Consider the following 25,278-nt stretch of genomic DNA (forward strand, 5'->3'; position numbering starts at 1 on the left):
GGGGAAGATTGCTATGGCGACATCAGCGGCATGCTCGCGGTCACCCAGACGACGGCGCCGCCAGCCCTGCAACCAACCGTGATAGTTGCGGTAGAGGCTATCTAGCGGTTGCTGCGACGAGTGAGTGGAAACGGCCTCTCCCCATGATCGAGTTGCATATAAGCATTTGCCGGGATTGCAAGTGGTCGCTGCACGCTTGAATAGATCATTCGTGCATTCACGTTCGTCAGGGTTTCAAACGGGGCTCGGGGTTGCCTGCAAATGACACTTCTGTTGCGGCGGCTAGTCTCAAGGGGGAACCCTCAAGACTCAGGAGTCCATCATGTCCACCCATCACACCTACAAGAAGATCGAGATCGTCGGTTCATCCCGCACCAGCATCGAGGATGCCATCGAGAATGCTTTGGCCGAATGTGCCAAGAGCGTGCGCAACATGGATTGGTTCGAGGTCGTCGACACCCGCGGGCATATCGAGGACGGCAAGGTCGGTCACTATCAGGTGACGCTCAAGGTCGGTTTTCGCCTGAGCAGTAGCTGATGCCCTGTGCCTTGAGAAAGGCGATGAAGGCGTCGCGGCTGGAGTAGCGTGGCTGGTAGCCGAACTCCTCCTTCAGCCGCTGGTTGGCCAGCACCGGCCGATAGCGCAGAAAGTCCAGTTGCTCCGGGCCGTACTGGCTCAGCCCCAATGGTTTGAGCAGACGCAGTGCGCCAGCCAGCAAGGCGGCTGGTAGTGGACGATAGGGCTTGTCGAGAATCGCGGCGATTTCCGCCAGGCTCAGTGCGCCGTCGCCGGCCAGGTTGTAGATGCCTTCGCGGCTCTCTTCCAGACCCTGGCGGATGATGCCGACCACATCCTGCTCCCAGATGAACACGAAGCGGCTGGCATGGCCGCGTACGCCGAGCACGACGCGTTTCTTGAACAGGTCGCTGATCGGGTTGTTCAGCCGCTTGCCGAGGATGGTGCCGGGGCGTAGTACCAGCTGGCGCAGTTGCGGGTTCTCCGTGCGACTGCGCGCCAGCAACTGTTCGATCTCCAGCTTGTGCCGGGCGTAGGCGAAGCGCGGGTGGCCGCGTAGCGGATGGTGCTCGTCGATCCACTCGGCGTTTGCCGGGTCGTAGCCATAGGCGGCGCCTGAGCTGGTGACGATGAGTTGGCGCACGCCATTGGCGATGGCGCTGTCCAGCAGGCACTGGGTGCCGCCGACCTCGATGGCGTGCAGGTGCGCTTCGCTCATCTCACGGGGCGGGCGGATCACCGTGGCCAGGTGGACGATGGCATCGGGTTTCCAGCCGCTGATGCAAGCACGTACTTGCGCGGGCCGGCCCATATCCATCAGCACCGGTTCGATATTGGCTTTCAGTCCGCGGCTGTCCAGAGGACGAATGTCGGCGGCGATCAGCGTCCATTCGGGGTGCTGGATGGCCAGCTCTTCAAGCAGTTGATGGCCGATGAAACCGGCTGCACCGGTAATCAGAACACGCATGGCAGGCTCCTGGCGGATCATCGTCCGCGTGCCCGTTCAACGGCCGAACGCCTAGCAAACCAGTGCGTGACGTTTCGATAAACGGGCCTTGTGATTGTTGTTCTAGCCCGTGCTCAGGCTAGGCGGATGCTGCGCTGCGGGCAGTGGCGCAGCCGGCCAGTGAGGGTGGCGATTCACGCCAGGCGGACGAATGGTGTGGTGTCGCGCACAGCTGTAATGGCTGCAAGTGGCGAGGCGTGCGTGGATCGGGCAAGCTGCTCGCGCTCATTCAGGGAGGAATGCCATGTTCAGGAACGTGCTGATGCTGCTCAGCCTGCTGTCGCTCGCCGGTTGCATCGACCACGAAACACCGCTGGCCGAAGAGCGGCGACTGCTGCTCAGCGGCGAGGATTTCGCGGCCTATGAGGCGCCGGCCGAAGGTCGTTACGAGAAGCTGGTGACCTACGCGGCGCGCAGCATCGACCTCAGTTTCGAGAGCGAGGACAGCGACTGGTTCTATCTCTACAGCGGCGTCTCGCTTTACCCACGGCCGGCTGATGCGTTGATGACCAGTTATGCCGAGACCTTCGGTGCGTCGTTCGGTCTGCGCGACAGTGGCCTGGCCCAACAGGAGCTGGAACTGGACACCCAGCTAGCGACCCGCGCCAGTCTCAGGTTGCTGACCCAGGATGGTGAGCCGGTGGGCAACCTGTTCTATGCCACGGTCGGCAACAAATCGATGTTCGCCATCTTCACGGGCGTGTATTTCGAGCACGCCGACGACTTCGAAGCGTTCATCGAACCCAAATTGCTGGCCTTGCGCGAATACGAGCATGCCGACCCGGTGCTGAGTTGGGTCGGCGACAAGCTGGGGTTTGCCGCCGACTGAACCGCTCCGGCCCCTGCGATCAGCCGAAGAACCAGTAGGTGACGGTGATCGCGGCGATCACCCCGGCCAGCTCCGCCAGCAAGGCGCAGCCTACGGCGTGGCGTGCACGCTGGATGCCGACCGCGCCGAAGTACACCGCCAGCACGTAGAAGGTGGTTTCCGTACTGCCCTGGATGATCGCCGCGGCCAGCGCCGGGAAGCTGTCCACACCATGGCTTTGCATGGTCTCGATCAGCATGGCGCGTGCCGCACTGCCGGAGAACGGCTTGACCAGCGCGGTGGGCAGCGCCTCGACGAAGCGGGTATCCCAGCCGAAGGCCTCGACCATCCAGCGGATGCCGTCGAGGCCGAACTCCAGGGCGCCCGAGGCGCGCAGCACACCGATGGCGCAGAGCATCGCCACCAGGTACGGCAGCAGGCTCTTGGCGATGTCGAAGCCTTCGCGCGCGCCTTCGATGAACTGCTCGTAGACCTTGACCTTGCGCAGCGCACCGACCACCAGGAAGGCCAGGATCACCCCAAACAGCGTCAGGTTGCCGAGCAGCGATGACAGCGCCGCCAGTGCCGTGGCGCTCAGGCCGGCCAGCAGTGCCATGAAGCCGCCGAGCAGCAGCGCACCGGGAATCAGATAGGCCAGCACCACCGGATCCCACAGGCGCAGGCGCTGCATCAGGGCCACCGACAGCAGGCCGACCAGGGTCGAGGCGCTGGTCGCCAGAAGGATTGGCAGGAACACCAGGGTCGGGTCTTCCGCGCCCTGCTGCACGCGGTACATGAAGATCGATACCGGCAGCACGGTGAGCGACGAGGCGTTGAGCACCAGAAAGAGAATCTGCGCGTTGCTGGCCGTGAGCTTGTCCGGATTGAGCTCCTGCAGGCTGCGCATGGCCTTGAGGCCGATGGGCGTGGCGGCGTTGTCCAGGCCCAGGCCATTGGCGGCGAAGTTCATGGTGATCAGCCCGAGCGCGGGATGGCCGCGCGGCACTTCCGGCATCAGGCGGGCGAACAGCGGGCCCAGTACGCGCGCCAGGGCATCCACCAGGCCGGCTTGCTCGGCGATCCTCAGCAGGCCGAGCCACAGGGTCATGGTGCCGAACAGCAACACCATCACTTCTACCGACAGCTTGGCCATGGCGAACAGGCTTTCGACCATGGCACCGAACACCGTCGGGTCATCGCCGATCAGCCAGCGGGAAAAGCCCGCGACTGCTGCCACCAGAAAAAAGCTCAGCCACAGGCCATTGAGCATGCCGCACCCCCTCGTCGTTCTGGCGGGGGATGATAACGCGCCGGCCGCCTCTATGGGACGGCCGGCAAACTGCCGTTACTCAGAGCCTGTTCAAAGTCTCGCGAGCTAGAGCAATGCAATACCGATGGCGGCCCCGCAAAAACAGGCGAGGAGCGGTCGGAGTCGCGCTCGACTTTACGAGCTGTAAATGAGCAGTCCGAGCCTGTTTTTAACGCCGCAGTGTCGACGCGCAGCAGACTTTGAACAGGTTCTTAGGGAGGTTGACACCTCATCGCGGTCTGGCACGACGGATGTGTGAGCGAACCCTAGTACCAGTTGGGGTCGCTGCGCAGCTGTTCTATCAGCATCTGCTGGACTTCCTCGTCCGGCTCACCTAGCCAGCGCAGGCTGGCATGTTCACTGGGTGCACGGTCTTCCGGCAGGCCCTGAGGCACCTGCACGTAAAGTGCATAGGCGTCGTCATCATTCCATTCGAAGGCGACGTAAACGCGCTGGCTGAAGCAGTTCTGCGCCTCGCAGACCTGGCCGACCAGATAGCGATCACCGTCGGCTTCCACCGACTGCATCGGGGTCGACAGGCCGCTGAGGTTCATCAGCCAGTCCGGCAGGCGTTCCTCGTTCTTCACCACGTCCTGCCAGGCCTCGCGGTACTCGGCATTGCTGGTCAGCAACTCGGCAGGGTGGAAAGTGGCATCACGGTCGGCGGCCTGGGCCGCCAGGGCGCCGCCCAGCAACAGGGCGGCGGCAATGGCGTGGATGGACTGCATCAACCTCTCCTTACAAGCGTGGGCGACGGCCCATGATGAACGAGATGACGAACAGCACCAGGAAGACCACGAACAGAATCTTGGCGATCCCGGTAGCGGTGCCGGCGATACCACCGAAGCCCAGTACGGCAGCGACAATGGCGATGATCAGGAAGGTAATTGCCCAGCTCAGCATGGCGTTTCTCCTCGGTGGATCAGTGAGTAATGGCCCAGGTAGGCCAGGGGTCTTGCGTGTTGCTCGGTTGCGCCTGTGGCTGGGGGGTATTGCCATCGGGCAGCTCCAGCTCGGCGGTATTGCGGCTTGCGCACAGGGTCTGGCCAACCAGCATGACGCTGGCGAGCGTCAGGCCGAGCAGTAGCAGCAGGCTGGCAAGCAGCAGGGCGACTATCCACATGGCGGTTCTCCTGTCGGGGTGACGGCGGTGCGATCACACGTAAGGTGTCTGCGCTGCCTGTCTCCAGTTTCGAGATCGGTGCCTATTGATCCTTTGCAATAGTCATTGCACTGCCCGTGCCAGCCTGTTCTTTCAAATAAAATCATTGAAAATCAGTAGGTTAGTTTTATGTGGAAATAACGACGGCGGGCATCCTGCCCGACTGGCCCTTTGCGGGTCGTGCGTTTTGCCCGATAAGCCAGCTACGACGCCGCCTGCAGCGCTATCTACAGTGGTCGCTCGGCGACTGTTCAGTCGGTATACTCGCCCAGCCCACCTGCTATGCGGGTTCCGCGCCCAGAACAACAACCGCGCCGCGAGTCTCGAGCCGATGAACGACTACGAACAGGAAGATCCGATCCCCCAGGGCGACCTTGCCCTGCAGATCACCGCCTTGCCGCGTGAGACCAATGGTTTCGGGGATATCTACGGTGGCTGGCTGGTATCGCAGATGGATCTGGCCGGCACCGCCATGGCCAGCAAGATCGCCGGTGGTCGCGTGGCCACGGTGGCCATCGATCGCATGGCCTTTCTGGTACCGGTTGCCGTGGGAGCGCAGCTGTCGTTCTACACGCAGGCGCTGGAAGTGGGACGTAGCTCGATCCAGATGATGGTCGAGGTGTGGAGCGACGATCCGTTGTCCAATGAATGGCGCAAGGTCACCGAGGCGGTGTTCGTTTTCGTCGCCATCGATGGCAGCGGCCGTACCCGACCGGTACCGCCACGGCGCGGCTGAGCCGAGCAGATGGCCTTCGGCAATATCCTGTAACGAAAACGCCGGCCCTGAGGCCGGCGTTTTTCCGTGTGTCTGAAACCCGTTGGGGATCAGCCGCGGATGTTGTAGATGTCTTTCTCGTTGCTTTCTGCATAGTCGTACAGACGCTGCAGATAGGCTTTCTGGTGTTCCCAGACTTTTTTCGCGGCCGGATCGGCGTTGGCCGAGGTCTCGACCACTTCGGCAGCCACTTCCTTCAGGCGGGCCAGCACTTCGTCAGGCAGGCGACGGACATCGACGCCCTCGGACTTGAGCTGTTCCATGGCTTCCATGTTCTTGGCGTTGTAGTCGTCGAGCATGTCGCCGTTGACGTCGCGGGCAGCGGCGCGAACGATGGCTTGCAGATCCGGCGGCAGGGTTTCCCAGGCCTTCAGGTTGACGTCCAGCTCGAACAGTACGCTCGGCTCCTGCCAGCCCGGGGTGTAGTAGTGTTTGGCAGCCTTGTGCAGGCCCAGAGCCAGGTCGTTGTACGGGCCGATCCACTCGGTGGCGTCGATGGCGCCAGTCTGCAGGGCAGTGAAGATTTCACCTGCCGGCATGTTGACCACGGTGCCGCCCATCTTGGTCAGCACTTCGCCGCCCAGGCCCGGGGTACGCATCTTCAGGCCTTTGAAATCGTCGACTGAATTGATTTCCTTGTTGAACCAGCCGGCGGTCTGTACGCCGGTGTTGCCGCACGCCATTGGCAGTACGCCAAACGGTTTGTACACCTCTTCCCACAGCTTGATGCCGCCGCCGTGGTGCAGCCAGGCGTTCATTTCCTGAGCGTTGGGGCCGAACGGCAGGGCGCAGAAGAACTGTGCCGCCGGTACCTTGCCCTTCCAGTAGTACGGTGCGCCGTGCCCCAGTTCGGCGGTACCGCGGGAAACGGCGTCGAAGACTTCCAGCGCCGGAACCAGTTCGCCAGCCGCATAGATGCGAACCTTCAGGCGACCATTACTCATTTCATCGACCAGCTTGGCGAAGCGTTCTGCGCCTACGCCCACGCCAGGGAAGTTCTTCGGCCAGGAGGTGACCATTTTCCAGGTGAAGGTTTGAGAACTCGAGCCCTCTTGAGGCGCGGCGGCGCTTTTCGAGTCTTCTTTGCAACCAGCGAGGGCGGTTGCTGCAAGGCCTACACCCGCTGCGGCGAGTATGTCGCGACGTTTCATTCAATGCTCCTTTTTTGTTGTATTGGTCTGACCACGGGATCGCCGGCGTCAAACCCGTCCTGAGTAACATAAGGTGGCGACACCCTCAAGCTACAGAAGTGCGACTAAAGTTGTAGTGGCATTGCTGATCCCCGCCTGGCCTGCATAAAATCGCCGGCCGCAGCCCACAAGGATGCGCGCGGCGCGATGGCAGGCCAACAGGCTCGTCGTCATGTCCCTAAACCATAATGATAAGGACTCCTTATGTCCGACAAGCCTTCAATCCCCCTCAAGCTTGCATACCTCATTGACGGCCTTAATGGCTGGCTCGGCAGAATAATCGCTTGGTTCACCCTGTTTCTCGTCCTCGGCACGGCTGTGGTCGTGGTGCTGCGCTATGGCTTCGGCATTGGTGCTACCGCTCTGCAGGAAGGCGTGCTCTACGCTCACGCGCTGGTGTTCATGGGCGCTGCTGCCTGGGTTCTGCAGCGTAACGGCCACGTGCGTGTGGACATCTTCTTCCAGAAATTCAGCGGTCGTCGTCAGGCAGTGGTGGAGCTGCTTGGCAGTCTGTTCCTGCTGCTGCCGGTGTGCCTGTACCTGGGCTGGGCCAGTTGGGATTACGTGACCAACTCTTGGGCAACCAAGGAAATTTCCAATGAAACCGGCGGGCTGCGGTTCGTCTACCTGCAAAAGAGCATCATCCTGCTATTGGCAGTGGGCATGAGCCTGCAAGGCCTGTCCAACCTGATCAAGGCTGCGTATGTCATCGCTGGCCGCATCCCGGCGCCGGAGGTGAAACATGGCTGAGTTCATGGCGATTCTGTTGTTCATCAGCATCTGCGTGGTGCTGATGGCGGGCTATCCGGTGGCGTTCACGCTGGCCGGTGTTTCCCTGATCTTCGCAGGCATCGGTGTGCTGACTGGCACCTTCGACCCGGGCTACCTGAGCGCTCTGCCGAACCGCCTGTTCGGCATCATGAATAACCAGACCATGCTGGCTGTGCCGCTGTTCGTGTTCATGGGCGTGATGCTGGAGAAGTCCAAGGTCGCCGAAGACCTGCTGGAATCCATGTCGCGTCTGTTCGGCAGCCTGCGTGGCGGCCTGATCATCTCGGTCTGTGTGGTGGGCGCCCTGCTCGCCGCTTCGACCGGTATCGTCGGTGCTACCGTGGTGACCATGGGCCTGCTGGCCCTGCCGACCCTGCTCAAGCGCGGTTACGATCCAGGCATCGCCACCGGTACGCTGGCGGCCACTGGCACCCTGGGGCAGATCATTCCGCCGTCGATCGTGCTGGTGCTGCTGGGTGACGTGATGTCCAGCGCCTACCAGCAGGCGCAGCTGAAGATGGGCATCTTCTCGCCGAAGACCGTGTCGGTCGGTGACCTGTTCATGGGCGCGCTGATTCCGGGCCTGATGCTGGTCGGCCTGTACGTGCTCTATCTCGTGGCGATGATCTTCATCAAACCGGAGAAGATGCCTGCCATTCCCCAGGAGGAGCTGGGCGAGGTCGAGTGGGGCAAGCTGCTCGGTGCGCTGGTGCCGCCTCTGGCGCTGATCGTCATCGTGCTCGGTTCGATCCTCGCCGGTTTCGCTACGCCGACCGAGGCCGCGGCCATCGGTGCGGTAGGCGCGACGCTGCTGGCGCTGTTCAAGGGCCAACTGAACATCAGCCAGATGCGCAGCGTGGCGCACGGCACCACCGATATCACCTGCATGGTGTTCCTGATCCTGATCGGCGCTTCGCTGTTCTCCCTGATCTTCCGTGGCTTCGGTGGCGAGCACCTGATCGAGGAAGTGTTCCAGTCGCTGCCAGGCGGCGTGCTGGGTGCATTCTTCCTGGTGATGCTGGTGATCTTCCTGCTCGGCTTCATCCTCGACTTCATCGAAATCATCTTCGTGGTGGTGCCGATTGTAGGTCCGGTGCTGCTGGCCATGGGGTTGGATCCGATCTGGCTGGGCGTGATGATCGCGCTGAACTTGCAGACCTCGTTCCTCACTCCGCCGCTGGGCTTCTCGCTGTTCTACCTGCGCGGTGTCACACCCCGCTCGGTGAGTACCGGCACCATGTACCGTGGCGTGATTCCCTTCATCGGCATCCAGTTGCTGATGCTGGTGATCGCCTACCTGTTCCCAGGCATCATCACCTGGCTGCCGGAACAGATTTACGGTAAGTGAGTCTGTAGCGGTTACGACGAAACGCCCATCCTTGTGATGGGCGTTTTGCTTTGTGCGTTGTCAGAGGTTTCACTGTCTTTCATCTATCCCTACGAGAGGTCGTCATGAGCGCCGCCCAAGTCGAATGCGTGGAACTGGATCAACTGACCTGCTGGCGAATTCGTGTAGCCGACAGCGAATTGCTGGTGGCTCAGCAGGGCGCGCAGATTCTCAGCTACCAGCAGGGTGAGCAGCCGCCGTTGATCTGGCTGAGCCCGGATGCTGCCTATAAAGGTGGCCAGAGCGTACGCGGCGGCGTGCCGATCTGCTGGCCCTGGTTCGGCGACCTGCGGCGCAATCCACAGGCCGTGCAGACGCACTACCAGAAGGACGAGGCGCCTGCCCACGGGCTGGTGCGCGCGCTGGATTGGGAGCTGCTGGGGATCGACGAGGAAGACGATGCGGTGACCCTGCGTTTTGCCTACGACACGCGTGACCAGCCATTGGCGGGATGGCCCCGCGATGCCGGTCTGAGCTTCGTCGTGCGCTTGGCGCAGGATCTCAGCATGAGCCTGGAAACCCACAACCGCAGCGATACGCCTCTGGTTCTTAGCCAGGCGCTGCACACCTATTTCGCCGTCAGCGATGTGCGCCAGGTCAGCGTCGAAGGGCTGGAGGGCTGTCGCTATCTCGATACCCTGCAAGGCTGGCAGGAACTGCGCCAGCAGGGCGAGCCGACCTTTGACGCGGAGACGGATCGTATCTATCTCGACACGCCGGCGCGCTTGAGTATCGTCGATCCTGGCTGGAAGCGGCGTATTCATCTGGATGCCCGCGGCTCGCGTTCGGCGGTGCTGTGGAACCCCTGGGTCGACAAGGCGCAGCGGTTGTCGCAGTTCCCCGACGATGCCTGGCAGGACATGCTGTGTATCGAGACGGCCAACCTGATGGAGGACATCGTGCAGCTGCAGTCCGACGAACGGCACCGGCTCGAACTGCGCCTTTCCAGCGACATCTTGCGTCCCTGAATCCCTACCTGTGTTTCAAGTGCCCTGGCATAAAAGCCAGGGCAGTAACCGCGCTCAGCATCACAAAAAATAATGTCAGTTGGCCATCAATTGTGACGTGCCACTAATTTGCTAGTAAGTAATTTCCTACAACTATCGGAGAACTTGTCCGAATGGAAAAATCCCGATAGCAACTTGTTGAAAGTGCATTATGAATTATCGTGACTGATGTTCTGGTAATAATTTGAAAGATCTCTTTGAATGTTAGGTATTTCACACTTCGGGCGGTTGCTCACCTTCGATCATGGGGCTAGGATGCCCGTCCTATAAGGCTCTTGCGCAATTTGTTGCACAAGAAAGTGCGCAAAAAGTTGCGCAGTTTGATGTTTTAACTGGGCTGGATGGTTCGGTTTACTGTCACGGAAGTTGCCCTCTTTAATAGTCGAGTCATGGAATGACGTACTCCAGCAAGCTGACCGCGCATTATCTCAATTTGGCCAAGTCTCCTATTAATGAGGGGAACTTCGCCGGTGAGGATGTACGCTATTCCAGCGAATACGAGATGCTGGAAACCGAGCTGGGCAAGGCCTCGTCCCTGCATGAAACCGCAGCCATCGACTGGCAGAAGGTGAGGGAAGGCAGCGAGAACCTGCTGACCACTCAATCCAAGGATCTGCGCGCTGCCACCTGGCTGACCTGGGGGCTTTTCCAGCGCGAATCTTTCGCTGGCCTGCAGGCCGGTCTGAACCTTCTGCACTACCTCTGCGAGCACCACTGGCACGAATTGCATCCGCGCAAACCGCGCACCCGTGCCGCTGCCCTCAACTGGCTTTTGCCTCGGCTGGAGCAGGCGCTGGCCGAGCACGTGCCGATCAGCGAGCAACTACCGCTGTTCCGCCGCTTGGCCGAACACCTGCATGGCCTCGAGGCCAGCCTGTCGAGCCATCTCGGCGAAGACTCGCCGCTGCTGCTGCCGCTGTGCCGTCGTCTCGACGAGCAGATCAAGCGCGCCAGCCAGGGCCAGGCCGAGCCCGGCGCCGTGGGTGCGGCCATCGCCCAGGTCAAGCAGGTCGCTACCCAGATCATCACCGGCACCGGCCCCATCGAGAACGAGAAGGACGCGCACAAGGCTCTGCGTACCCAGCAGGATGCGGCTCGTCCGTTGTGCGCCTGGTGGCTGAAGAACAAGGCCACCGATCTCAAGCCGTTGCGTCTGTCGCGCACCCTGCTGTGGCTGCCCATCGAGTCGCTGCCCGAGCGCAACGCCGAACACATCACTGCCCTGCGCGGCCTGCCGGCCGACAAGCTGGCCTCCTACAAGGAACGCTTCGCTCAGGGTGCCTATGCCGATTTGCTCGCCGACCTCGAAGCCAGCATCGCCCGTGCGCCGTTCTGGCTCGACGGCCAGCGCCTGGTCTGGGAGTGCCTGCAGGAGCTCAAGGCCGAGCAGGCCATGCGCGAGGTGGAAATCCAGTTCGCCTTGTTTCTGCAGCGGGTGCCGGGTCTCGACGAACTGCGCTTCCACGACGGTGTGCCCTTCGCCGACGCCGAAACCCGCGTGTGGATCGGTGCCCACGTGCTGCCGCACCTGCAGGCGCCGGAGGTGGAGAAGAAGCCCGCCGCCAGTGAACAGGGCGCCACGCCAGCCTGGGAAGAAGCGTTGCAGCAGGTGCTCCCCGGCCTGCGCAAGGACGGCCTGAAGGCCGCTGTGCAACAGCTCAAGCAGGGCATGTCGCGCGCCCGTGGCGGTCGTGAGCGTTTCTTCTGGCAACTGACCCTGGCCCGTCTGTGCTTCGCCGCGAAGAAGTACGACCTGGCCAAGACCCAACTCGAATCGCTCGACCAGACGCTGCAGGCCTCCGGCCTCGGCGAGTGGGAACCCGATCTCGCTCTGGATGTGCTGCGTCTGCTGCACAACTGCTGCGAGCTCCTGCCGCAGAACCATGCGGTGCGCGACAGCAAGGACGAGATCTATCGCAGGTTGTGCCACCTCGACCTCGAGGTGGTGCTGGAGTAAGGCGCCAACACGCCAATCAAGGCCTCCGGGCCATCAACGCAAAGGAGAACACCCATGGCCAAAGAAGGCTCGGTAGCCCCCAAGGAACGCATCAACGTCACCTTCAAACCCGCCACCGGCGGCGCTCAGGAAGAAATCGAACTGCCCCTGAAACTCATGGTGCTCGGCGATTTCACCCAGCGTGCCGACGATCGCAAGATCGAAGACCGCAAGCCCATCAGCATCGACAAGAACAGCTTCGATGAAGTGCTGGCCAAGCAGGAGCTGAACCTGACCTTCGCCGTGCCGAACCGCCTGCAGGACGAGCAAACCGACGACGAGCTGGCCGTGCAGTTGAAGATCAACTCCATGAAGGACTTCAACCCGGCCAACCTGGTCGACCAGGTGCCGGAGCTGAAGAAACTGATGGAACTGCGCGACGCTCTGGTCGCCCTGAAAGGCCCGCTGGGCAACGCCCCAGCCTTCCGCAAAGCCATCGAGAGCGTGCTCTCCGACGACGACTCGCGCGACCGCGTGCTCGGCGAGCTGGGTCTGGCCGCACAAGACAAGCTCGATTCCTGATTTTCACTGACAAGGACGCATATTCATGAGCACGACTAGCGCAGCAGTAGAAGGCGGCCGTAGCGCCGCTGAACTCGGCATCCTCGACCGCATCATCGCGGAAACCAAGCTGACTCCGGACGACGAAGCCTACGACATCGCCAAGCGTGGCGTGTCGGCCTTCATCGAAGAGCTGCTCAAGCCGCAGAACGAAAACGAGCCGGTGAAGAAGGCCATGGTCGACCGCATGATCGCGGAGATCGACGCCAAGCTCAGCCGGCAGATGGACGAAATCCTCCACCACGAGCAGTTCCAGGCCCTGGAATCCTCCTGGCGCGGCCTCAAGCTGCTGGTGGATCGCACCAACTTCCGCGAGAACATCAAGCTGGAGATCCTCAACGCCTCCAAGCAGGATCTGCTCGATGACTTCGAAGACAGCCCGGAAATCGTTCAGTCCGGCCTGTACAAGCACATCTACACCGCCGAGTACGGCCAGTTCGGTGGCCAGCCGGTCGGCGCCCTGATCGCCAACTACTTCTTCGACCCGAGCGCTCCGGACGTCAAGACCCTGCAGTACGTCGCCTCGGTGGCCTGCATGTCCCACGCGCCGTTCATCGCCGCCGCCGGCCCGAAATTCTTCGGCCTGGAGACCTTCACCGGCCTGCCGGATCTGAAGGATCTGAAAGACCACTTCGAAGGCCCGCAATTCACCAAGTGGCAAAGCTTCCGCGAGCAGGAAGACGCCCGTTACGTCGGCCTGACCGTACCGCGCTTCCTGCTGCGCAACCCGTACGACCCGGAAGACAACCCAGTGAAGACCTTCGTCTACAAGGAAAACGTGGCCAACAGTCACGAGCACTACCTGTGGGGCAACACCGCCTATGCCTTCGCCAGCCGTCTGACCGACAGCTTCGCCAAGTTCCGCTGGTGCCCGAACATCATCGGCCCGCAGAGCGGTGGCGCGGTTGAAGACCTGCCGCTGCACCACTTCGAGAGCATGGGCGAGATCGAGACTAAGATCCCGACCGAAGTGCTGGTGTCCGACCGCCGCGAATACGAGCTGGCCGAGGAAGGCTTCATCGCCCTGACCATGCGCAAGGGCAGCGACAACGCCGCATTCTTCTCCGCCAACTCGGCGCAGAAGCCGAAGTTCTTCGGCATCAGCGAAGAAGGCAAGAACGCCGAGCTGAACTACAAGCTGGGCACCCAGCTGCCGTACATGTTCATCGTCAACCGCCTGGCTCACTACCTGAAAGTGCTGCAGCGCGAGCAGATCGGTGCCTGGAAAGAGCGTACCGACCTCGAGCTGGAGCTGAACAAGTGGATTCGCCAGTACGTGGCCGACCAGGAGAACCCGAGCTCCGAAGTGCGTAGCCGCCGTCCGCTGCGTGCCGCCCAGGTCATCGTCAGCGATGTCGAAGGCGAGCCGGGCTGGTACCGCGTCAGCCTGAACGTGCGCCCGCACTTCAAATACATGGGTGCCGACTTCACCTTGTCGCTGGTCGGCAAGCTGGACAAGGAGTAAGCACGCATGGCCTACGGCAGCCTGTTCGAGCGCCTCGGTGGCGAGGTCGGCCAACGTGCCGGCTGGAGCCGCGAGGTCGCCGCCATGGCCTCGGTGGCTGCCCATCTGGCCAAGATGCTCAGCACCCGTGCGGGCAGCGTGCAAACGCTGCCCGACTACGGGTTGCCCGATTTGAACGATATGCGCCTGTCGCTGCACGACTCGTTGCAGCAGGCGCGTATCGCCATCGAACGCTTTATCGAAGCGTACGAACCACGACTGACCCAGGTACGCGTGATTTCCCTGCCGCGTACCCATGACCCATTGCGTCAGGCCTTCGCCATCGACGCGATGCTGGAAATGGACGGCATCAGGCGTCAGGTCAGTTTCTCCGCGAGCCTGGATGGCAGCGGTCAGGTCAACGTCAACCCAGGAGCGTCACATGTCCGGTAAACCCGCCGCCCGCCTGAGCGATCCCACCGCTTGCCCGATCCCCGGTCACGGTACCAACCCCATTGCCGCCGGCTCGCCTGACGTGCTGTTCGACAGCCTGCCGGCCGCGCGCTTGGGCGATGCCTCCGCCTGTGGCGGCGCCATGGCCGGCGCGGTGATTCCTACCGTGCTGATCAACGGAAAGCCAGCGGCGGTGGTGGGTAGCGTGGGCAGCCATGGCAATGCCGTGGTGGCTGGCTCCGGCACCGTGTTGATTGGCGGTTGAGTTGCTCGTGATGAATCGCCTCCTGCGCTATTCGACTCGATGGAGCGGTCTGCTCGCTGTGCTTGCGTTGCAGGGCTGCGTGTTGGCACCACATGCGGCGCCGATCAATCCGGCCATCGGTGGGCGTCTGGTTTCTGCCGAGAGCGGGCAGCCCGTGCAAGGTGCGGCACTCGTTCTCGAGGTCGCCAGCGACCGCTCGCACAGCTATGAGATGCACAGCGACAGTCAGGGGCGATTTGCTTTTGCTGCCCGTGACGACTGGCGACTCTTCACGGTGCTCGCCGATGCGCCGATGTGCATCGTTGTCTTGACGGCTGAGGCTCAGGGTTTTCAGCCGCGGCACTGCGTCTGGACGTCCCGTAATGGTTGCCCGACTCAGACTCCACCGATAGGTGATCTGAAACTGATTCCCGCGCAATGGAATGACCACCGCGCCGATGCCTTGCTGGCCAATGCCAGCGACTGTGTCGACTCTGCCACATGGACGAGCCGCTGAGATGTCTTTCAACCACTACTACCAGAGCGAACTCACCGCCCTGCGCCAACTGGGCAAGCGCTTCGCCGAGCGCAGCCCGGCGCTGGCGCCGTTCCTCGGCCAGGCGGGGCGCGACCCGGACGTCGAGCGTCTGCTCGAAGGCTTCGCCTTCCTCACCGGGCGTCTGCGGCAGAAGCTCGACGACGAGTTGCCGGAGCTGACCCATTCGCTGATGCACTTGCTGTGGCCGAACTACATGCGCCCGCTACCGGCCTTCAGCATGCTTCAGTTCGACCCGCTGACCCGGCCCGGCCCGGCGCTGCCGGTCAGTCGTGGTACGCCGGTGGAGGCCAAGGCCATCGAGGGTGTCACCTGCCGTTTTCGCACCTGCTTCCCCACCGAAGTGCTGCCGCTGGCGTTGAACGGCCTGGATTACTCGGTCAAGGGCGACGGCGCACTGCTCAGCCTGCGTCTGGCCATGAGCGCCGATGGGCATATCGGTGAGATCGGCCTGAATAAGCTGCGCCTGCACCTGGCGGGCGAACGTTATATCGGCCAGATGCTTTACCTGGCGCTGCTGCGCAACCTCGGCAGCATCCAGCTGGTGCTGCTCGACCAGGCCGGCAAGCCGCTGCAGGATGCCTTCGGCCAGACGCTCGGCACCCTGCAGCTCAAGCCCGAACAGGTGCAACCGGTAGGCTTCGCCGAGGACGAGGCGCTGATCCCCTACCCGCTGAACACCTTCCGCGGCTATCGCTATCTGCAGGAATACTTCGCCTTCCAGGAGAAATTCCTGTTCGTCGACCTGCTCGGTCTGGATGCCATCCACAGCCTGCCCGAAGACCTGCTCAAGCAGGCGCGTGGCCTGGAACTGCGTTTCGATATCCACAAGGCCGGCGTGCAGCGCATCCGTCCGACCCTGGAGAATGTGCGCCTGTACTGCACGCCGGTGGTCAATCTGTTCCAGCACGACGCCATTCCGATCCGCCTCGATGGCAAGCAGGATCAATACCTGCTGTTGCCGGCCGAGTTCGATTCGCAGCATTGCGGTGTGTTCTCGGTCGATCGTGTCACCGGTTGGAAGCCGGGCGGCATGGGGTACGAAGAGTATGTGCCGTTCGAGTCGTTCGAGCACGACCCCAGCTTCGACGTGCCGGTGGCGCGCCCGCACTACAGCGTGCGCCAGCAGCCTTCGATGCTCGGCGACGGTCTGGAGACCTGGCTCAGTTTTGGCCTGCGCAACCTCGATCAGCACGAGACGCTGTCCATCGAGCTGACCTGCACCAACCAGAACCTGCCGCGTCAGTTGCGCCTGGGCGATATCTGCCTGCCCAGCGAGGACACCCCGGATTTCCTCAGCTTCCGCAATATCAGCGCGGTCACACCGTGCTACGCGCCGCCGCTGCACCGCGACTTCCTGTGGAAGCTGATTTCCAACATGTCGCTGAACTACCTGTCGTTGGCCAACGTCGAGGCGCTCAAGGTGATCCTCGAGACCTACGACCTGCCGCGCTACTACGACCAGCACGCCGAGCGCGTCAGCAAGCGCCTGCTCGGCGGCCTCAAGAACATCGGCCACCGTCATGTCGACCGCCTGCACCGCGGCCTGCCAGTACGCGGGGTGCGCACCGAACTGACCATGAACCCGGAAGGTTATCTGGGTGAGGGCGATTTGTTTCTGTTCGCCTCGGTACTCAATGAATTTTTCGCCTTGTACGCCAGCTTGAATTCCTACCACGAGCTGCACGTACAGAGCACACAGGGAGAGTTGTACAAATGGACGCCACGCATGGGGCAGCAGCCCCTGCTCTGAATCGGCTCAGCCGGGGCATCCGCGAGTACAGCCTGTTCCAGGCCGTACAGCTGGTGCTGGAGCGCTTGGGTGCTGCGCATCCGCATCTGGATGAGGAGCGCCTCTACGAGTACCTGGAGTTCCAGGCCAACCCGAGCCTGGGTTTTCCTGGCAGCGATATCGATCGCGTGCAGTTCTTCGAGGAGGATGGCGAGCTGCGTGCCCGCATGCGCGTCAACCTGGTCGGCCTGTTCGGCGGAGGTTCGCCGCTACCGGCCTTCTACAGCGAACAGGCCCTGGGCGACAGCGAGGATGGCAACCCGACCCGCGATTTCCTCGATCTGTTCAACAACCGCCTGCAACGCCTGTTGCTGCCGATCTGGAAGAAGTACCGCTACCGCGCCAGCTTCCAGAGTGGGGCCATGGACGCCTTCTCGGCGCATCTGTTCGCCCTGATCGGCCTGGGCAGCGAGCAGATTCGCCAGGCCCAGGAGCTGAACTGGAAGCGCCTGCTGCCTTACCTCGGCTTGCTCAGTCTGCGCGCTCACTCGGCGGCACTTATCGAGTCGGTACTGCGTTACTACTTCAAGCACGCCGAGCTGTTCATCGAGCAGTGCCTGGAGCGCCAGGTGACGGTGCTGGAGGAGCAGCGCAACCGCCTCGGCCGCGCCAACAGCCTGCTCGGTGAAGACGCCGTGCTCGGCGAGCGCGTGCGCGACCGTGGCGGCAAGTTTCGTATCCACGTGCGCCAGCTGGGCTGGACGCGCTTTCACGAATTCCTGCCGATCGGTACGGGCTACCAGCCGCTCTGTGCGCTGGTGCGCTTCACCCTGCGCGATCCGCTGGACTACGACATCCGCCTGGAACTGCGTCAGGACGAAATCCGCGACCTGCGCATCGGCGAAGAAAACCCCTGCCTGCTCGGCTGGACGACCTGGCTCGGCCGCGAGAACGCCGATGGCCTGGTCACTCTGGGCAGCAAGATTCATTAAGGACAGATGAAATGATCAACGTCGATCTGCAACAACTGGTTCAAGCCCTGGATGCCGCGAGCAAGCGCGACCTGGAAATGGCCGCCGAACGCTGCGTGGTGCGCGGCGGCAACAAGATCCTCGTCGAAGACCTGCTGCTGGGCTTGCTGGAGCGCCCGGAAAGCCTGCTGGCGCGCGCCCTGCAGGACGCCGAGATCGATGCCGGTGAGCTGGCCCAGGCGCTGCAGCCGCGCGGCGAACACAGCGAGTCGCGCAACCCGGTGTTTTCTGCCGAACTGGTGCAATGGCTGCAGGATGCCCTGCTGGTCGCCAACCTGGAGCTGGGCGCCAGCCAGATCGATCAGGCCGCGCTGATCCTCGCCCTGCTGCGCAACCCCATGCGCTACGCCGGCAGCCGTTACCAGGCGCTGCTGGGCAAGCTCAACGCCGAGCGCCTGCGCGACTTCGCCCTCAGCCAGCAGCCGCAAGGCAGTGCCGGCAAGCCGGCAGCCGGCGGCGAATCCAACCTGGCGCGCTTCACCCACAACTTCACCCAGCAGGCCCGCGACGGCAAGCTCGACCCGGTGCTGTGCCGTGACGGCGTGATCCGCCAGATGATCGATATCCTCGCCCGCCGCCGCAAGAACAACCCCATCGTGGTCGGTGAGGCTGGCGTCGGCAAGACCGCCATCGTCGAGGGCCTGGCCCTGCGCATCGCCACTGGCGAGGTGCCGCAGGTGCTCAAGGGCGTCGAGCTGCTGTGCCTGGATCTCGGCCTGCTGCAGGCCGGCGCCAGCGTCAAGGGTGAGTTCGAGCGCCGCCTGCAGGGCGTGATCGACGAAGTGAAGGCCTCGCCCAAGCCGATCATCCTGTTCATCGACGAAGCCCACACCCTGATCGGCGCCGGTGGCCAGGCCGGCAGCGGCGACGCCGCCAACCTGCTCAAACCGGCGCTGGCCCGTGGCGAGCTGCGCACCATCGCTGCCACCACCTGGAGCGAATACAAGAAGTACTTCGAGAAGGATCCGGCCCTGGCCCGCCGCTTCCAGCCGGTGCAACTGCACGAGCCCACTGTCGACGAGGCGGTCACCATCCTGCGCGGTCTGGCGCCAGTGTACGAGAAGAGCCACGGTATCTACCTGCGCGATGATGCGGTGGTCGCTGCTGCTGAACTGTCGGCGCGCTACCTGGCCGGCCGCCAGCTGCCGGACAAGGCCGTGGACGTGCTCGACACCGCCTGCGCCCGCGTGCGTATCAGCCTGGCCGCCGCGCCCGAAGCACTGGAGCGCCTGCGCGGCGAGATCGCCGAGGGCGAGCGCCAGGGTGAAGCCATGCGCCGCGACCTGGATGCCGGCCTGGCCATCGATGGTGAAGCATTGGACGCACTGGATAGCCGTCTGGTCGCCGCCCGTGCCGAACTGGAGCAGGTCGAGACCCGCTGGGCCGTACAGCGAGATCTGGCCGAGCGTCTGCTGGAGCAGCGCAAGCAATGCGCCGCCGCCCGTCTCGGTAACGACGACGGCAGCAGCGATGAGTCGCGCCCGAGCCTGGAAGAACTGGAAGCCGAGCTACGCGCCATCCAGGCCGAGCTGGCCGCTGCCCAGGCCAGCGAGCGCCTGGTCAGCTTCGAGGTCTGCCCGCGCCTGGTGGCCGAAGTGATCAGCCACTGGACGGGCGTGCCGCTGAGCCAGCTGGCGCGTGAGCACAACACCAAGGTCATCACCTTCGCCGACGACCTGCGCCAGCGCGTGCGCGGCCAGGAGCAGGCGATCCAGGCGCTGGACAAGGCCATGCGCGCCACCGCTGCAGGTTTGAACAAGCCCGATGCACCGGTGGGCGTGTTCCTATTGGTCGGCCCCAGCGGCGTCGGCAAGACCGAGACCGCCCTGGCACTGGCCGACCTGCTGTATGGCGGCGAGCGTTTCCTCACCGTGATCAACATGTCCGAATTCCAGGAGAAGCACACCGTCTCCCGCCTGATCGGCGCGCCGCCCGGCTACGTCGGTTACGGCGAAGGCGGCATGCTCACCGAGGCCGTGCGGCAGAAGCCCTACTCGGTGATCCTGCTCGACGAAGTCGAAAAAGCCGACCCGGACGTGATGAACGTCTTCTACCAGATCTTCGACAAGGGCGTGGCCAACGACGGTGAAGGGCGCGAGATCAACTTCCGCAACACCCTGATCCTGATGACCAGCAACCTGGCCAGCGAGCGTATCGCCAGCCTGTGTGCCGGCGGTGAACGTCCGGCCACCGAGGATCTGGAACTGGCCATCCGCCCGCAACTGACCCAGCACTTCAAGCCGGCCCTGCTCGGGCGCATGCGCGTGGTGCCCTACTACCCCATGGACAGCGACCTGCTGCGCCAGCTGGTCGGCCTCAAGCTGGCCCGTTTCGGCGAGCGCCTGGCGCGTCGCCAGCTCGCCTTCAGCCATTGCGACGGCCTGGTCGAGCATCTGGCTGAACGCTGCACCCATGGCGACAGCGGTGCGCGTTTGATCGATCACCTGATCGACCAGCACCTGCAACCGCTGGTGGTCGATCGCCTGCTTGATGCCATGGCTGCCGGTGAAAGCCTGCAGCGCGTGCATGCCACGCTGGATGCCGATTCCGCCGTGACCTGTGAGTTCGCCTGAGGTGCCGCCGATGTTCGCCGAAGTCCCACAACCACTGCGCTACGCCGAAGCCTTGCTCGGTCGCTACGCCGAGCTGGCTGGCGCTGCCAGCAGCGAGCGCCTGCTCGCCAACCTGGTGCGTGCCGCCGCCGAACTGGCTGACTGCGCCTTGGGCCAGCTGTACCTGCTGGATCACACCAACACCCGCCTGACTCTCTCTGCCGAGTGGCTCGACGGCCTGCTGCAACCGCGCGAGGCAGCCAGCCTGCCCAGTGACTACGACGGCGAGCAATTGCTGCAGTACTGCCTGTGCCAGAACCAGGTGCTGTGCATCGATGAGCTCGATGGCGGCCTGCACAGCGTCGCCTGTCTGCCGGAGGGTGGGCGAGCCTGGCGCAGCCTGCTGTGCCTGCCGCTGCATGACGGCGCTGGCCATACCCGTGGCCTGCTGCTGGTGGCCAGCCACGAGCGGCGCATCCTGCAGGGTTTCGCCGCTTCTTTCGCCCAGCTCGGGCGTTTCGCCCTGGCTCAGCTGCACCTGTTGCAGCGTCTGCGCGCACCGGCCGTCGACGGTGAAACCAGCAGCGAAACCGTCTCCCCTGCCCCTGGCACACCCTGCGCCAGCGGCTACGGCTTGCTCGGCCAGAGCCAGGCCATGCGCCGCGTCTATCAGTTGATCGGCAAGGTGCTGCACAGCCCGGTCAGCGTGTTGCTGACCGGCGAGACCGGCACCGGCAAGGAACTGGTCGCCCGCGCCATCCATGATTGCGGTGCGCGGCGCAGCAAGGCGTTCATCGTGCAGAACTGCGCAGCGCTGCCGGAAAACCTGCTGGAGAGCGAACTGTTCGGCTATCGCAAGGGCGCTTTCACTGGCGCTGACCGCGACAAACCGGGCCTGTTCGATGCGGCCGATGGCGGCACGCTGTTCCTCGACGAGATCGGCGATATGCCGCTGACGCTGCAGGCCAAGCTGCTGCGTGTGCTGCAGGAAGGCGAAGTGCGCCCGCTGGGCAGCAGCGAGACGCACAAGGTCGACGTGCGCATCGTCGCCGCGACTCACCAGGAGCTGCGCAAGCGTGTCGAGGAAGGGAGCTTCCGCGAAGACCTGTTCTATCGCCTGTCGCACTTCCCCATCGAGCTGCCGGCGCTGCGTGAGCGCGACGAGGACATCCTGCTGCTCGCCCGGCACTTCGCCAGCACCGCCAGCGGCCTGCTGCAGCGTGACGCCTGCCGTTGGAGCGATGCCGCGCTGGAACACCTGGCCGGTTATGCCTTCCCCGGCAACGTGCGCGAGCTCAAGGGTCTGGTCGAGCGCGCGGTGCTGCTCTGCGAGGGCGGTGAGCTGCTGCCTGAGCACTTCAACCTGGAGCAGACCCAGAGCACCGATAACGCGCCGCTGAGCCTGCGCGAGCGCATGGATCGGCTCGAACGCAACCTGCTGCTCGACTGCCTGCGCAAGAACCGCGGCAACCAGACCAACGCCGCCAACGAGCTGGGTCTGCCTCGACGCACCCTGCTGTACCGCATGCAGCGGCTGAAGATCAGCCCGAGCGAGGTCTGAGCATGCCTGCCCATCTTCTACCCACTGTCACCCAAGGAGCGCATTCCATGCTGCATCGCTATCGGACGGCCGCCCTGCTGGCCCTGGCCATCGCCCTGGCCGGCTGCACTGGCAATTACAAGTTCAGCGACGACCAATACCGCCCGCTGGGCGACCCGCAAGCCGAGAAACGCGGCCACTGACCGCAAGGAGTAGGTTCACCATGGAACTGGTATTCGATGTGGTCAGCGCGCAGCAGTTCGTGCCAGGTCTGTTGACCACCAAAACCTTCAAACAGGCCGGCGGCGTGATCGGTCGTGCCGACGAGTGCGACTGGGTGATTCCCGATCGCAAGCGCATCCTCTCCAGTCGGCATGCGGAAGTCAGCTATCGCGATGGCGCCTTCTACCTGACCGACACCAGCAGCAATGGCATCCAGCTCAAGGACAGCGGTGCCAGCCTGGCCAAGGGCAGCCCGCAGCGGATCGAGCATGGCAGCGTGTATTGCCTGGGCGACTTCGAAATTCGCGCACGGCTGGTTCAGGATCCGGCCATGTTCGAAGGGGATATCGGTCTGCCGCAGGCCGCCGGCAGCATCATCCCGGATGATGCTTTCCTCGACCTCGATCCGCTCACCGCGCTGGATCAGCAGGAGCGCGTGTACGCCGAGGTGGACGACCTCACCGCCGTGCTGCGCCCCAGCACCGCACAGGCGCAGCAGCGCGACTACGCGCAGATCGACGAGGAAAACCTGCTGGTGCCCGAGCTGGTGATGCCGACACCTGCGCCGCAACCGAAAGTCGCCCCGGAACCCGAACGCCTGCCGCCGACCTTCTGGGAGAAGTTCTCCGATGCCCTCGGCGTGCGTGTCGACGACCTTGATGACGATGCCCGCGAAGCGCTGGCGCTGAATGCCGCCAAGCTGCTCAAGCAGAGCGTCGGCAGCCTGCAGCAGGCGCTGCGTACCCGCAGCGAGCTGAAGAACGAACTGCGTCTGGCGCTGACCACGGTGCAGAGCGCTGGCAACAACCCGCTCAAGCATGGCCTGGATACCAGCGAGACGCTGACCGCGCTGCTGCGTGGCGGCAAGCCTGGCCAACTACCGGCCGAGCAAGCCATCAACCGCAGCTTCCGCGACCTGCAGGCGCACCAGGTGGCGCTGCTCGCGGCCAGCCGCGCAGCCGTTCAGGGCATGTTCGAACAGTTCGCCCCGGAGCAACTGACCATGCGTTTCGAGCGTAACGGTCGCAAGCCGTTGCTGCCGACCGATGGCGGCCGCTGGCGCGCCTACCGCCGCCTGCATGCCTCGCTGGAGCAGAACGACGACTGGAGCGATCGCCTGTTCGCCCGTGATTTCGCCAGTGCCTACGAAGAGCAGGTTCGCCTGATCGCCACCCTCAATACCGACCTTCAAGGATGAACACCATGCCTCGCCTGCTTTCCCTGGCCCTGTGCGCCGTGCTGCTGACACTCGCCGGCTGCGCCGCGATGTCGCCTTACTCGACCATGACCAAGCTGGATCTGAGCCTCACCGGCAGTGATCAGCTCAACCCGGATCTGCACGGTCGCCCCTCGCCCATCGTGCTGCGGCTGATCGAACTCAAGCACCCGGTGGCCTTCGAGAACGCCGATTTCTTCTCCCTCTACCAGCGGCCCAAGGAAGCCCTGGCGCCTGATCTGGTGACCCTGGAAGAACTCGAGCTGCGCCCGGGTGAAACCCGTGAGTTGAAGGTTTCGGTGCAGGAAGGCAGCCGCTACGTCGCTGTGCTCGCCGCCTATCGCGACCTGCCGGAAGCCAACTGGCGCTACGTGATCGCGATCAACGAGCAGCAGCGCAACGTCGCCAACCTACGCCTCGACGAGCGCGGCATTCGCAACCTGGATGACCCGCAGGAGCGCAGCCGATGAGCCAGCATAAAGTCATCTGGCAGGAAGGCATGCTGCTGCGCCCGCAGCACTTCCAGCAGAACGATCGTTACTTCGATCACCAGCTCAAGGTGCGTACGCAGAAGCTGGACAGCTATGCCTGGGGCTTCTTCGAACTGGAGATCGACCGCCAGTTCCTCAACATGGGCAAGCTGGTGGTGAGCAAGGCCAGCGGCGTGCTGCCCGACGGCAGCCTCTTCGACCTTGGCGCCGAGCGCGAGCCGCTGGGCCTGGACGTGCCGCCGAACACCGGCAACACCCCGGTCTACCTGGCGCTACCGCTGGTTACCGGCAACCACATCGAGAGCCGCCGCCCGGAGCAGCGTGACGTGCTGGCGCGCTATGTCGCCTTCGACGAGGAAGTGGCTGACTGCAACGCCGGCGACAGCAGTGTCAGTCAGGTCAGCACTGGTCGCCCGGACTTCCGCCTGCTGCTCGGCGAGCAGCAGAGCGACCAGGCCTATGTGAAGCTCAAGCTGTGCGACGTGCTCGACACCACGCCGGACGGGGTGATCAGCCTCGACCCGGAATTCAGCCCGACCTACGTCAACTTCCAGGCCTCCGGCTACCTGCTGAGCTGCCTCAAGGAAGTGATCAGCATGCTCGCCCACCGTGGCGACATCCTCGCCGAGCGCATTCGCGCCACCGGCAAGGTGGGTGGCGCCGAGGTCGGCGACTTCATGATGCTGCAACTGATCAACCGCTACGAGCCGATCCTGCGTCATCACCTGGGCGTCGAGCAGGTGCACCCGGAGCAGATCTACCGTGAGCTGGTCGGCCTGCTCGGCGAATTGGCCACTTTCTCCAGCGAGACCAAGCGCCCGCGCCTGGAAGGCCGCTACCTGCACAGCGACCAGGGCCTGAGCTTTCGCAAGCTGATGGACGCCATCCGCCAGGTGCTGTCGATGGTGCTCGAACAGCACGCCATCGAGATGCTCCTGCAGCAGCGCCAGTACGGCATCCAGGTGTCGCCGCTGCACGACCACAAGCTGCTCGGCACCTCCAGTTTCGTGCTCGCAGCCAGCGCCCAGTGCGACTCCGAGGAGCTGCGCCAGCGCCTGCCGGCGCACCTCAAGGTCGGTCCGGTGGAGCGCATTCGTCAGCTGGTCAACCTGCACCTGCCGGGGATCAAGGTCAAACCGCTGCCGGTGGCGCCACGGCAGATTCCCTTCCACTCGGGCAAGACCTACTTCGCCTTGGAGCTCAGCTCCGAGGAACTGGCGCAGCTGGAACGCTCCGGCGGCTTCGCCTTCCACGTGTCCGGCGAGTTCTCCGGGCTTGAGCTGAAATTCTGGGCGATCAGGAACTGAC

At 63.5% G+C, this 25,278-nt stretch carries 26 protein-coding genes and 1 pseudogene; 20 read left to right on the forward strand and 7 right to left on the reverse strand.

Annotated features, from left to right (window positions below):
• Nucleotides 1–18: 18 nt before the first annotated feature.
• Nucleotides 19–114: pseudogene (locus HS968_RS26290) on the reverse strand (RNA polymerase subunit sigma); the annotation flags it as partial.
• Nucleotides 115–322: 208 nt separating this feature from the next.
• On the opposite strand from HS968_RS26290, the gene HS968_RS00390 reads away from it, so the two are divergent.
• Nucleotides 323–538: a dodecin gene (locus HS968_RS00390; RefSeq protein WP_182369624.1), complete on the forward strand. Its 216-nt coding sequence runs from the start codon at nucleotides 323–325 to the stop codon at nucleotides 536–538.
• On the opposite strand, the gene HS968_RS00395 is transcribed toward HS968_RS00390, so the two are convergent.
• A complete protein-coding gene (locus HS968_RS00395; protein WP_182369626.1) occupies nucleotides 507–1,484 on the reverse strand; it encodes an NAD-dependent epimerase/dehydratase family protein in 978 nt (325 codons plus the stop codon). The two genes, HS968_RS00390 and HS968_RS00395, sit on opposite strands and share 32 nt — an antisense overlap.
• Before the next feature lie 283 nt (nucleotides 1,485–1,767).
• Here HS968_RS00395 and HS968_RS00400 point away from each other — a divergent pair, with 283 nt between their 5' ends.
• Nucleotides 1,768–2,352, forward strand: coding sequence for a hypothetical protein (locus HS968_RS00400; RefSeq protein ID WP_182369628.1), 585 nt, complete (start codon nucleotides 1,768–1,770; stop codon nucleotides 2,350–2,352).
• A 19-nt stretch (nucleotides 2,353–2,371) separates the two neighbouring features.
• Here HS968_RS00400 and HS968_RS00405 read toward each other — a convergent pair whose 3' ends face one another.
• The 4 genes from HS968_RS00405 to HS968_RS00420 form a co-directional block, all read right to left on the reverse strand.
• Nucleotides 2,372–3,601 (reverse strand): nucleoside recognition domain-containing protein, encoded by a 1,230-nt coding sequence (locus HS968_RS00405; RefSeq protein ID WP_106737872.1) that lies wholly within the window; start codon nucleotides 3,599–3,601, stop codon nucleotides 2,372–2,374.
• A gap of 305 nt (nucleotides 3,602–3,906) precedes the next feature.
• Nucleotides 3,907–4,368, reverse strand: a complete 462-nt coding sequence (locus tag HS968_RS00410; RefSeq protein ID WP_182369630.1) for an inhibitor of vertebrate lysozyme family protein — start codon at nucleotides 4,366–4,368, stop codon at nucleotides 3,907–3,909.
• Nucleotides 4,369–4,378: 10 nt separating this feature from the next.
• Nucleotides 4,379–4,543: a DUF1328 domain-containing protein gene (locus tag HS968_RS00415; protein WP_106737870.1), complete on the reverse strand. Its 165-nt coding sequence runs from the start codon at nucleotides 4,541–4,543 to the stop codon at nucleotides 4,379–4,381.
• 19 nt (nucleotides 4,544–4,562) lie between these two features.
• The gene (locus tag HS968_RS00420) at nucleotides 4,563–4,763 is read right to left on the reverse strand and encodes a hypothetical protein (RefSeq protein ID WP_179623316.1); all 201 of its coding nucleotides are present in this window, start codon (nucleotides 4,761–4,763) and stop codon (nucleotides 4,563–4,565) included.
• Nucleotides 4,764–5,133: 370 nt separating this feature from the next.
• Here HS968_RS00420 and HS968_RS00425 point away from each other — a divergent pair, with 370 nt between their 5' ends.
• Nucleotides 5,134–5,538 carry an acyl-CoA thioesterase gene (locus tag HS968_RS00425; protein WP_106737868.1) on the forward strand — a complete coding sequence of 135 codons (405 nt, stop codon included), beginning with the start codon at nucleotides 5,134–5,136 and terminating at the stop codon, nucleotides 5,536–5,538.
• Between the two features lie 89 nt (nucleotides 5,539–5,627).
• On the opposite strand, the gene HS968_RS00430 is transcribed toward HS968_RS00425, so the two are convergent.
• Entirely contained in the window at nucleotides 5,628–6,728 is a 1,101-nt protein-coding gene (locus HS968_RS00430) for a TRAP transporter substrate-binding protein (protein WP_179623317.1), read from the reverse strand.
• Nucleotides 6,729–6,971: 243 nt separating this feature from the next.
• Between HS968_RS00430 and HS968_RS00435 the strand changes: the two genes are divergently transcribed.
• The 17 genes from HS968_RS00435 to tssK all read left to right on the forward strand — a co-directional run bounded on the left by HS968_RS00435 (nucleotide 6,972) and on the right by tssK (nucleotide 25,277).
• Nucleotides 6,972–7,517, forward strand: a complete 546-nt coding sequence (locus HS968_RS00435; protein ID WP_106737866.1) for a TRAP transporter small permease subunit — start codon at nucleotides 6,972–6,974, stop codon at nucleotides 7,515–7,517.
• Nucleotides 7,510–8,886 (forward strand): TRAP transporter large permease, encoded by a 1,377-nt coding sequence (locus HS968_RS00440; RefSeq protein ID WP_119692525.1) that lies wholly within the window; start codon nucleotides 7,510–7,512, stop codon nucleotides 8,884–8,886. Before HS968_RS00435 ends, HS968_RS00440 begins: the two co-directional genes overlap by 8 nt.
• Nucleotides 8,887–8,990: 104 nt before the next feature.
• Nucleotides 8,991–9,893, forward strand: a complete 903-nt coding sequence (locus HS968_RS00445) for a D-hexose-6-phosphate mutarotase (protein WP_182369632.1) — start codon at nucleotides 8,991–8,993, stop codon at nucleotides 9,891–9,893.
• 433 nt (nucleotides 9,894–10,326) lie between these two features.
• Entirely contained in the window at nucleotides 10,327–11,889 is a 1,563-nt protein-coding gene (gene tssA / locus HS968_RS00450; protein WP_182369633.1) for a type VI secretion system protein TssA, read from the forward strand.
• Between the two features lie 54 nt (nucleotides 11,890–11,943).
• Nucleotides 11,944–12,450 (forward strand): type VI secretion system contractile sheath small subunit, encoded by a 507-nt coding sequence (gene tssB, locus HS968_RS00455; RefSeq protein ID WP_099524981.1) that lies wholly within the window; start codon nucleotides 11,944–11,946, stop codon nucleotides 12,448–12,450.
• 25 nt (nucleotides 12,451–12,475) lie between these two features.
• Nucleotides 12,476–13,954 (forward strand): type VI secretion system contractile sheath large subunit, encoded by a 1,479-nt coding sequence (tssC, locus tag HS968_RS00460; RefSeq protein ID WP_119692522.1) that lies wholly within the window; start codon nucleotides 12,476–12,478, stop codon nucleotides 13,952–13,954.
• Between the two features lie 6 nt (nucleotides 13,955–13,960).
• On the forward strand, nucleotides 13,961–14,386 hold the full coding sequence (gene tssE, locus HS968_RS00465) for a type VI secretion system baseplate subunit TssE (RefSeq protein WP_017676349.1): 426 nt from the start codon (nucleotides 13,961–13,963) through the stop codon (nucleotides 14,384–14,386).
• Nucleotides 14,376–14,651 carry a PAAR domain-containing protein gene (locus HS968_RS00470; protein ID WP_182369635.1) on the forward strand — a complete coding sequence of 92 codons (276 nt, stop codon included), beginning with the start codon at nucleotides 14,376–14,378 and terminating at the stop codon, nucleotides 14,649–14,651. The genes tssE and HS968_RS00470 overlap by 11 nt, the downstream gene beginning before the upstream one ends.
• A gap of 10 nt (nucleotides 14,652–14,661) precedes the next feature.
• Complete coding sequence (locus HS968_RS00475; RefSeq protein ID WP_238338897.1) at nucleotides 14,662–15,147, forward strand: carboxypeptidase-like regulatory domain-containing protein; 486 nt, start codon at nucleotides 14,662–14,664, stop codon at nucleotides 15,145–15,147.
• Nucleotide 15,148: 1 nt separating this feature from the next.
• Entirely contained in the window at nucleotides 15,149–16,939 is a 1,791-nt protein-coding gene (tssF, locus tag HS968_RS00480; protein WP_182369637.1) for a type VI secretion system baseplate subunit TssF, read from the forward strand.
• A complete protein-coding gene (tssG, locus tag HS968_RS00485) occupies nucleotides 16,903–17,910 on the forward strand; it encodes a type VI secretion system baseplate subunit TssG (RefSeq protein ID WP_182369639.1) in 1,008 nt (335 codons plus the stop codon). The genes tssF and tssG overlap by 37 nt, the downstream gene beginning before the upstream one ends.
• A gap of 11 nt (nucleotides 17,911–17,921) precedes the next feature.
• The gene (tssH, locus tag HS968_RS00490; protein ID WP_179623322.1) at nucleotides 17,922–20,522 is read left to right on the forward strand and encodes a type VI secretion system ATPase TssH; all 2,601 of its coding nucleotides are present in this window, start codon (nucleotides 17,922–17,924) and stop codon (nucleotides 20,520–20,522) included.
• Between the two features lie 10 nt (nucleotides 20,523–20,532).
• A complete protein-coding gene (locus HS968_RS00495; RefSeq protein WP_119692517.1) occupies nucleotides 20,533–22,062 on the forward strand; it encodes a sigma-54-dependent Fis family transcriptional regulator in 1,530 nt (509 codons plus the stop codon).
• Nucleotides 22,063–22,109: 47 nt separating this feature from the next.
• Nucleotides 22,110–22,244: a hypothetical protein gene (locus tag HS968_RS00500; RefSeq protein WP_017676356.1), complete on the forward strand. Its 135-nt coding sequence runs from the start codon at nucleotides 22,110–22,112 to the stop codon at nucleotides 22,242–22,244.
• A 20-nt stretch (nucleotides 22,245–22,264) separates the two neighbouring features.
• The gene (gene tagH / locus HS968_RS00505) at nucleotides 22,265–23,461 is read left to right on the forward strand and encodes a type VI secretion system-associated FHA domain protein TagH (RefSeq protein WP_106737856.1); all 1,197 of its coding nucleotides are present in this window, start codon (nucleotides 22,265–22,267) and stop codon (nucleotides 23,459–23,461) included.
• Between the two features lie 5 nt (nucleotides 23,462–23,466).
• Entirely contained in the window at nucleotides 23,467–23,949 is a 483-nt protein-coding gene (tssJ, locus tag HS968_RS00510; RefSeq protein ID WP_179623324.1) for a type VI secretion system lipoprotein TssJ, read from the forward strand.
• Nucleotides 23,946–25,277 carry a type VI secretion system baseplate subunit TssK gene (gene tssK / locus HS968_RS00515; protein WP_106737854.1) on the forward strand — a complete coding sequence of 444 codons (1,332 nt, stop codon included), beginning with the start codon at nucleotides 23,946–23,948 and terminating at the stop codon, nucleotides 25,275–25,277. Before tssJ ends, tssK begins: the two co-directional genes overlap by 4 nt.
• The last annotated feature ends 1 nt before the right edge of the window (nucleotide 25,278 follow it).

It is taken from the genome of Pseudomonas berkeleyensis, assembly GCF_014109765.1.
Taxonomy (GTDB): domain Bacteria; phylum Pseudomonadota; class Gammaproteobacteria; order Pseudomonadales; family Pseudomonadaceae; genus Aquipseudomonas; species Aquipseudomonas berkeleyensis.

Excerpts from the sequence above, each read along its gene's own strand:
- HS968_RS00445 (WP_182369632.1), top strand. The coding sequence starts at position 8,991 with ATGAGCGCCGCCCAAGTCGAATGCGTGGAACTGGATCAACTGACCTGC.
- HS968_RS00405 (WP_106737872.1), bottom strand. The coding sequence starts at position 3,601 with ATGCTCAATGGCCTGTGGCTGAGCTTTTTTCTGGTGGCAGCAGTCGCG.
- HS968_RS00395 (WP_182369626.1), bottom strand. The coding sequence starts at position 1,484 with ATGCGTGTTCTGATTACCGGTGCAGCCGGTTTCATCGGCCATCAACTG.
- HS968_RS00425 (WP_106737868.1), top strand. The coding sequence starts at position 5,134 with ATGAACGACTACGAACAGGAAGATCCGATCCCCCAGGGCGACCTTGCC.
- HS968_RS00470 (WP_182369635.1), top strand. The coding sequence starts at position 14,376 with ATGTCCGGTAAACCCGCCGCCCGCCTGAGCGATCCCACCGCTTGCCCG.
- HS968_RS00435 (WP_106737866.1), top strand. The coding sequence starts at position 6,972 with ATGTCCGACAAGCCTTCAATCCCCCTCAAGCTTGCATACCTCATTGAC.
- tssG (WP_182369639.1), top strand. The coding sequence starts at position 16,903 with ATGGACGCCACGCATGGGGCAGCAGCCCCTGCTCTGAATCGGCTCAGC.
- tagH (WP_106737856.1), top strand. The coding sequence starts at position 22,265 with ATGGAACTGGTATTCGATGTGGTCAGCGCGCAGCAGTTCGTGCCAGGT.
- HS968_RS00475 (WP_238338897.1), top strand. The coding sequence starts at position 14,662 with ATGAATCGCCTCCTGCGCTATTCGACTCGATGGAGCGGTCTGCTCGCT.
- HS968_RS00440 (WP_119692525.1), top strand. The coding sequence starts at position 7,510 with ATGGCTGAGTTCATGGCGATTCTGTTGTTCATCAGCATCTGCGTGGTG.
- HS968_RS00410 (WP_182369630.1), bottom strand. The coding sequence starts at position 4,368 with ATGCAGTCCATCCACGCCATTGCCGCCGCCCTGTTGCTGGGCGGCGCC.
- tssB (WP_099524981.1), top strand. The coding sequence starts at position 11,944 with ATGGCCAAAGAAGGCTCGGTAGCCCCCAAGGAACGCATCAACGTCACC.
- tssH (WP_179623322.1), top strand. The coding sequence starts at position 17,922 with ATGATCAACGTCGATCTGCAACAACTGGTTCAAGCCCTGGATGCCGCG.
- tssA (WP_182369633.1), top strand. The coding sequence starts at position 10,327 with ATGACGTACTCCAGCAAGCTGACCGCGCATTATCTCAATTTGGCCAAG.
- HS968_RS00430 (WP_179623317.1), bottom strand. The coding sequence starts at position 6,728 with ATGAAACGTCGCGACATACTCGCCGCAGCGGGTGTAGGCCTTGCAGCA.
- tssE (WP_017676349.1), top strand. The coding sequence starts at position 13,961 with ATGGCCTACGGCAGCCTGTTCGAGCGCCTCGGTGGCGAGGTCGGCCAA.
- HS968_RS00415 (WP_106737870.1), bottom strand. The coding sequence starts at position 4,543 with ATGCTGAGCTGGGCAATTACCTTCCTGATCATCGCCATTGTCGCTGCC.
- HS968_RS00500 (WP_017676356.1), top strand. The coding sequence starts at position 22,110 with ATGCTGCATCGCTATCGGACGGCCGCCCTGCTGGCCCTGGCCATCGCC.
- tssJ (WP_179623324.1), top strand. The coding sequence starts at position 23,467 with ATGCCTCGCCTGCTTTCCCTGGCCCTGTGCGCCGTGCTGCTGACACTC.
- HS968_RS00420 (WP_179623316.1), bottom strand. The coding sequence starts at position 4,763 with ATGTGGATAGTCGCCCTGCTGCTTGCCAGCCTGCTGCTACTGCTCGGC.
- tssF (WP_182369637.1), top strand. The coding sequence starts at position 15,149 with ATGTCTTTCAACCACTACTACCAGAGCGAACTCACCGCCCTGCGCCAA.
- HS968_RS00400 (WP_182369628.1), top strand. The coding sequence starts at position 1,768 with ATGTTCAGGAACGTGCTGATGCTGCTCAGCCTGCTGTCGCTCGCCGGT.
- tssK (WP_106737854.1), top strand. The coding sequence starts at position 23,946 with ATGAGCCAGCATAAAGTCATCTGGCAGGAAGGCATGCTGCTGCGCCCG.
- HS968_RS00495 (WP_119692517.1), top strand. The coding sequence starts at position 20,533 with ATGTTCGCCGAAGTCCCACAACCACTGCGCTACGCCGAAGCCTTGCTC.
- tssC (WP_119692522.1), top strand. The coding sequence starts at position 12,476 with ATGAGCACGACTAGCGCAGCAGTAGAAGGCGGCCGTAGCGCCGCTGAA.
- HS968_RS00390 (WP_182369624.1), top strand. The coding sequence starts at position 323 with ATGTCCACCCATCACACCTACAAGAAGATCGAGATCGTCGGTTCATCC.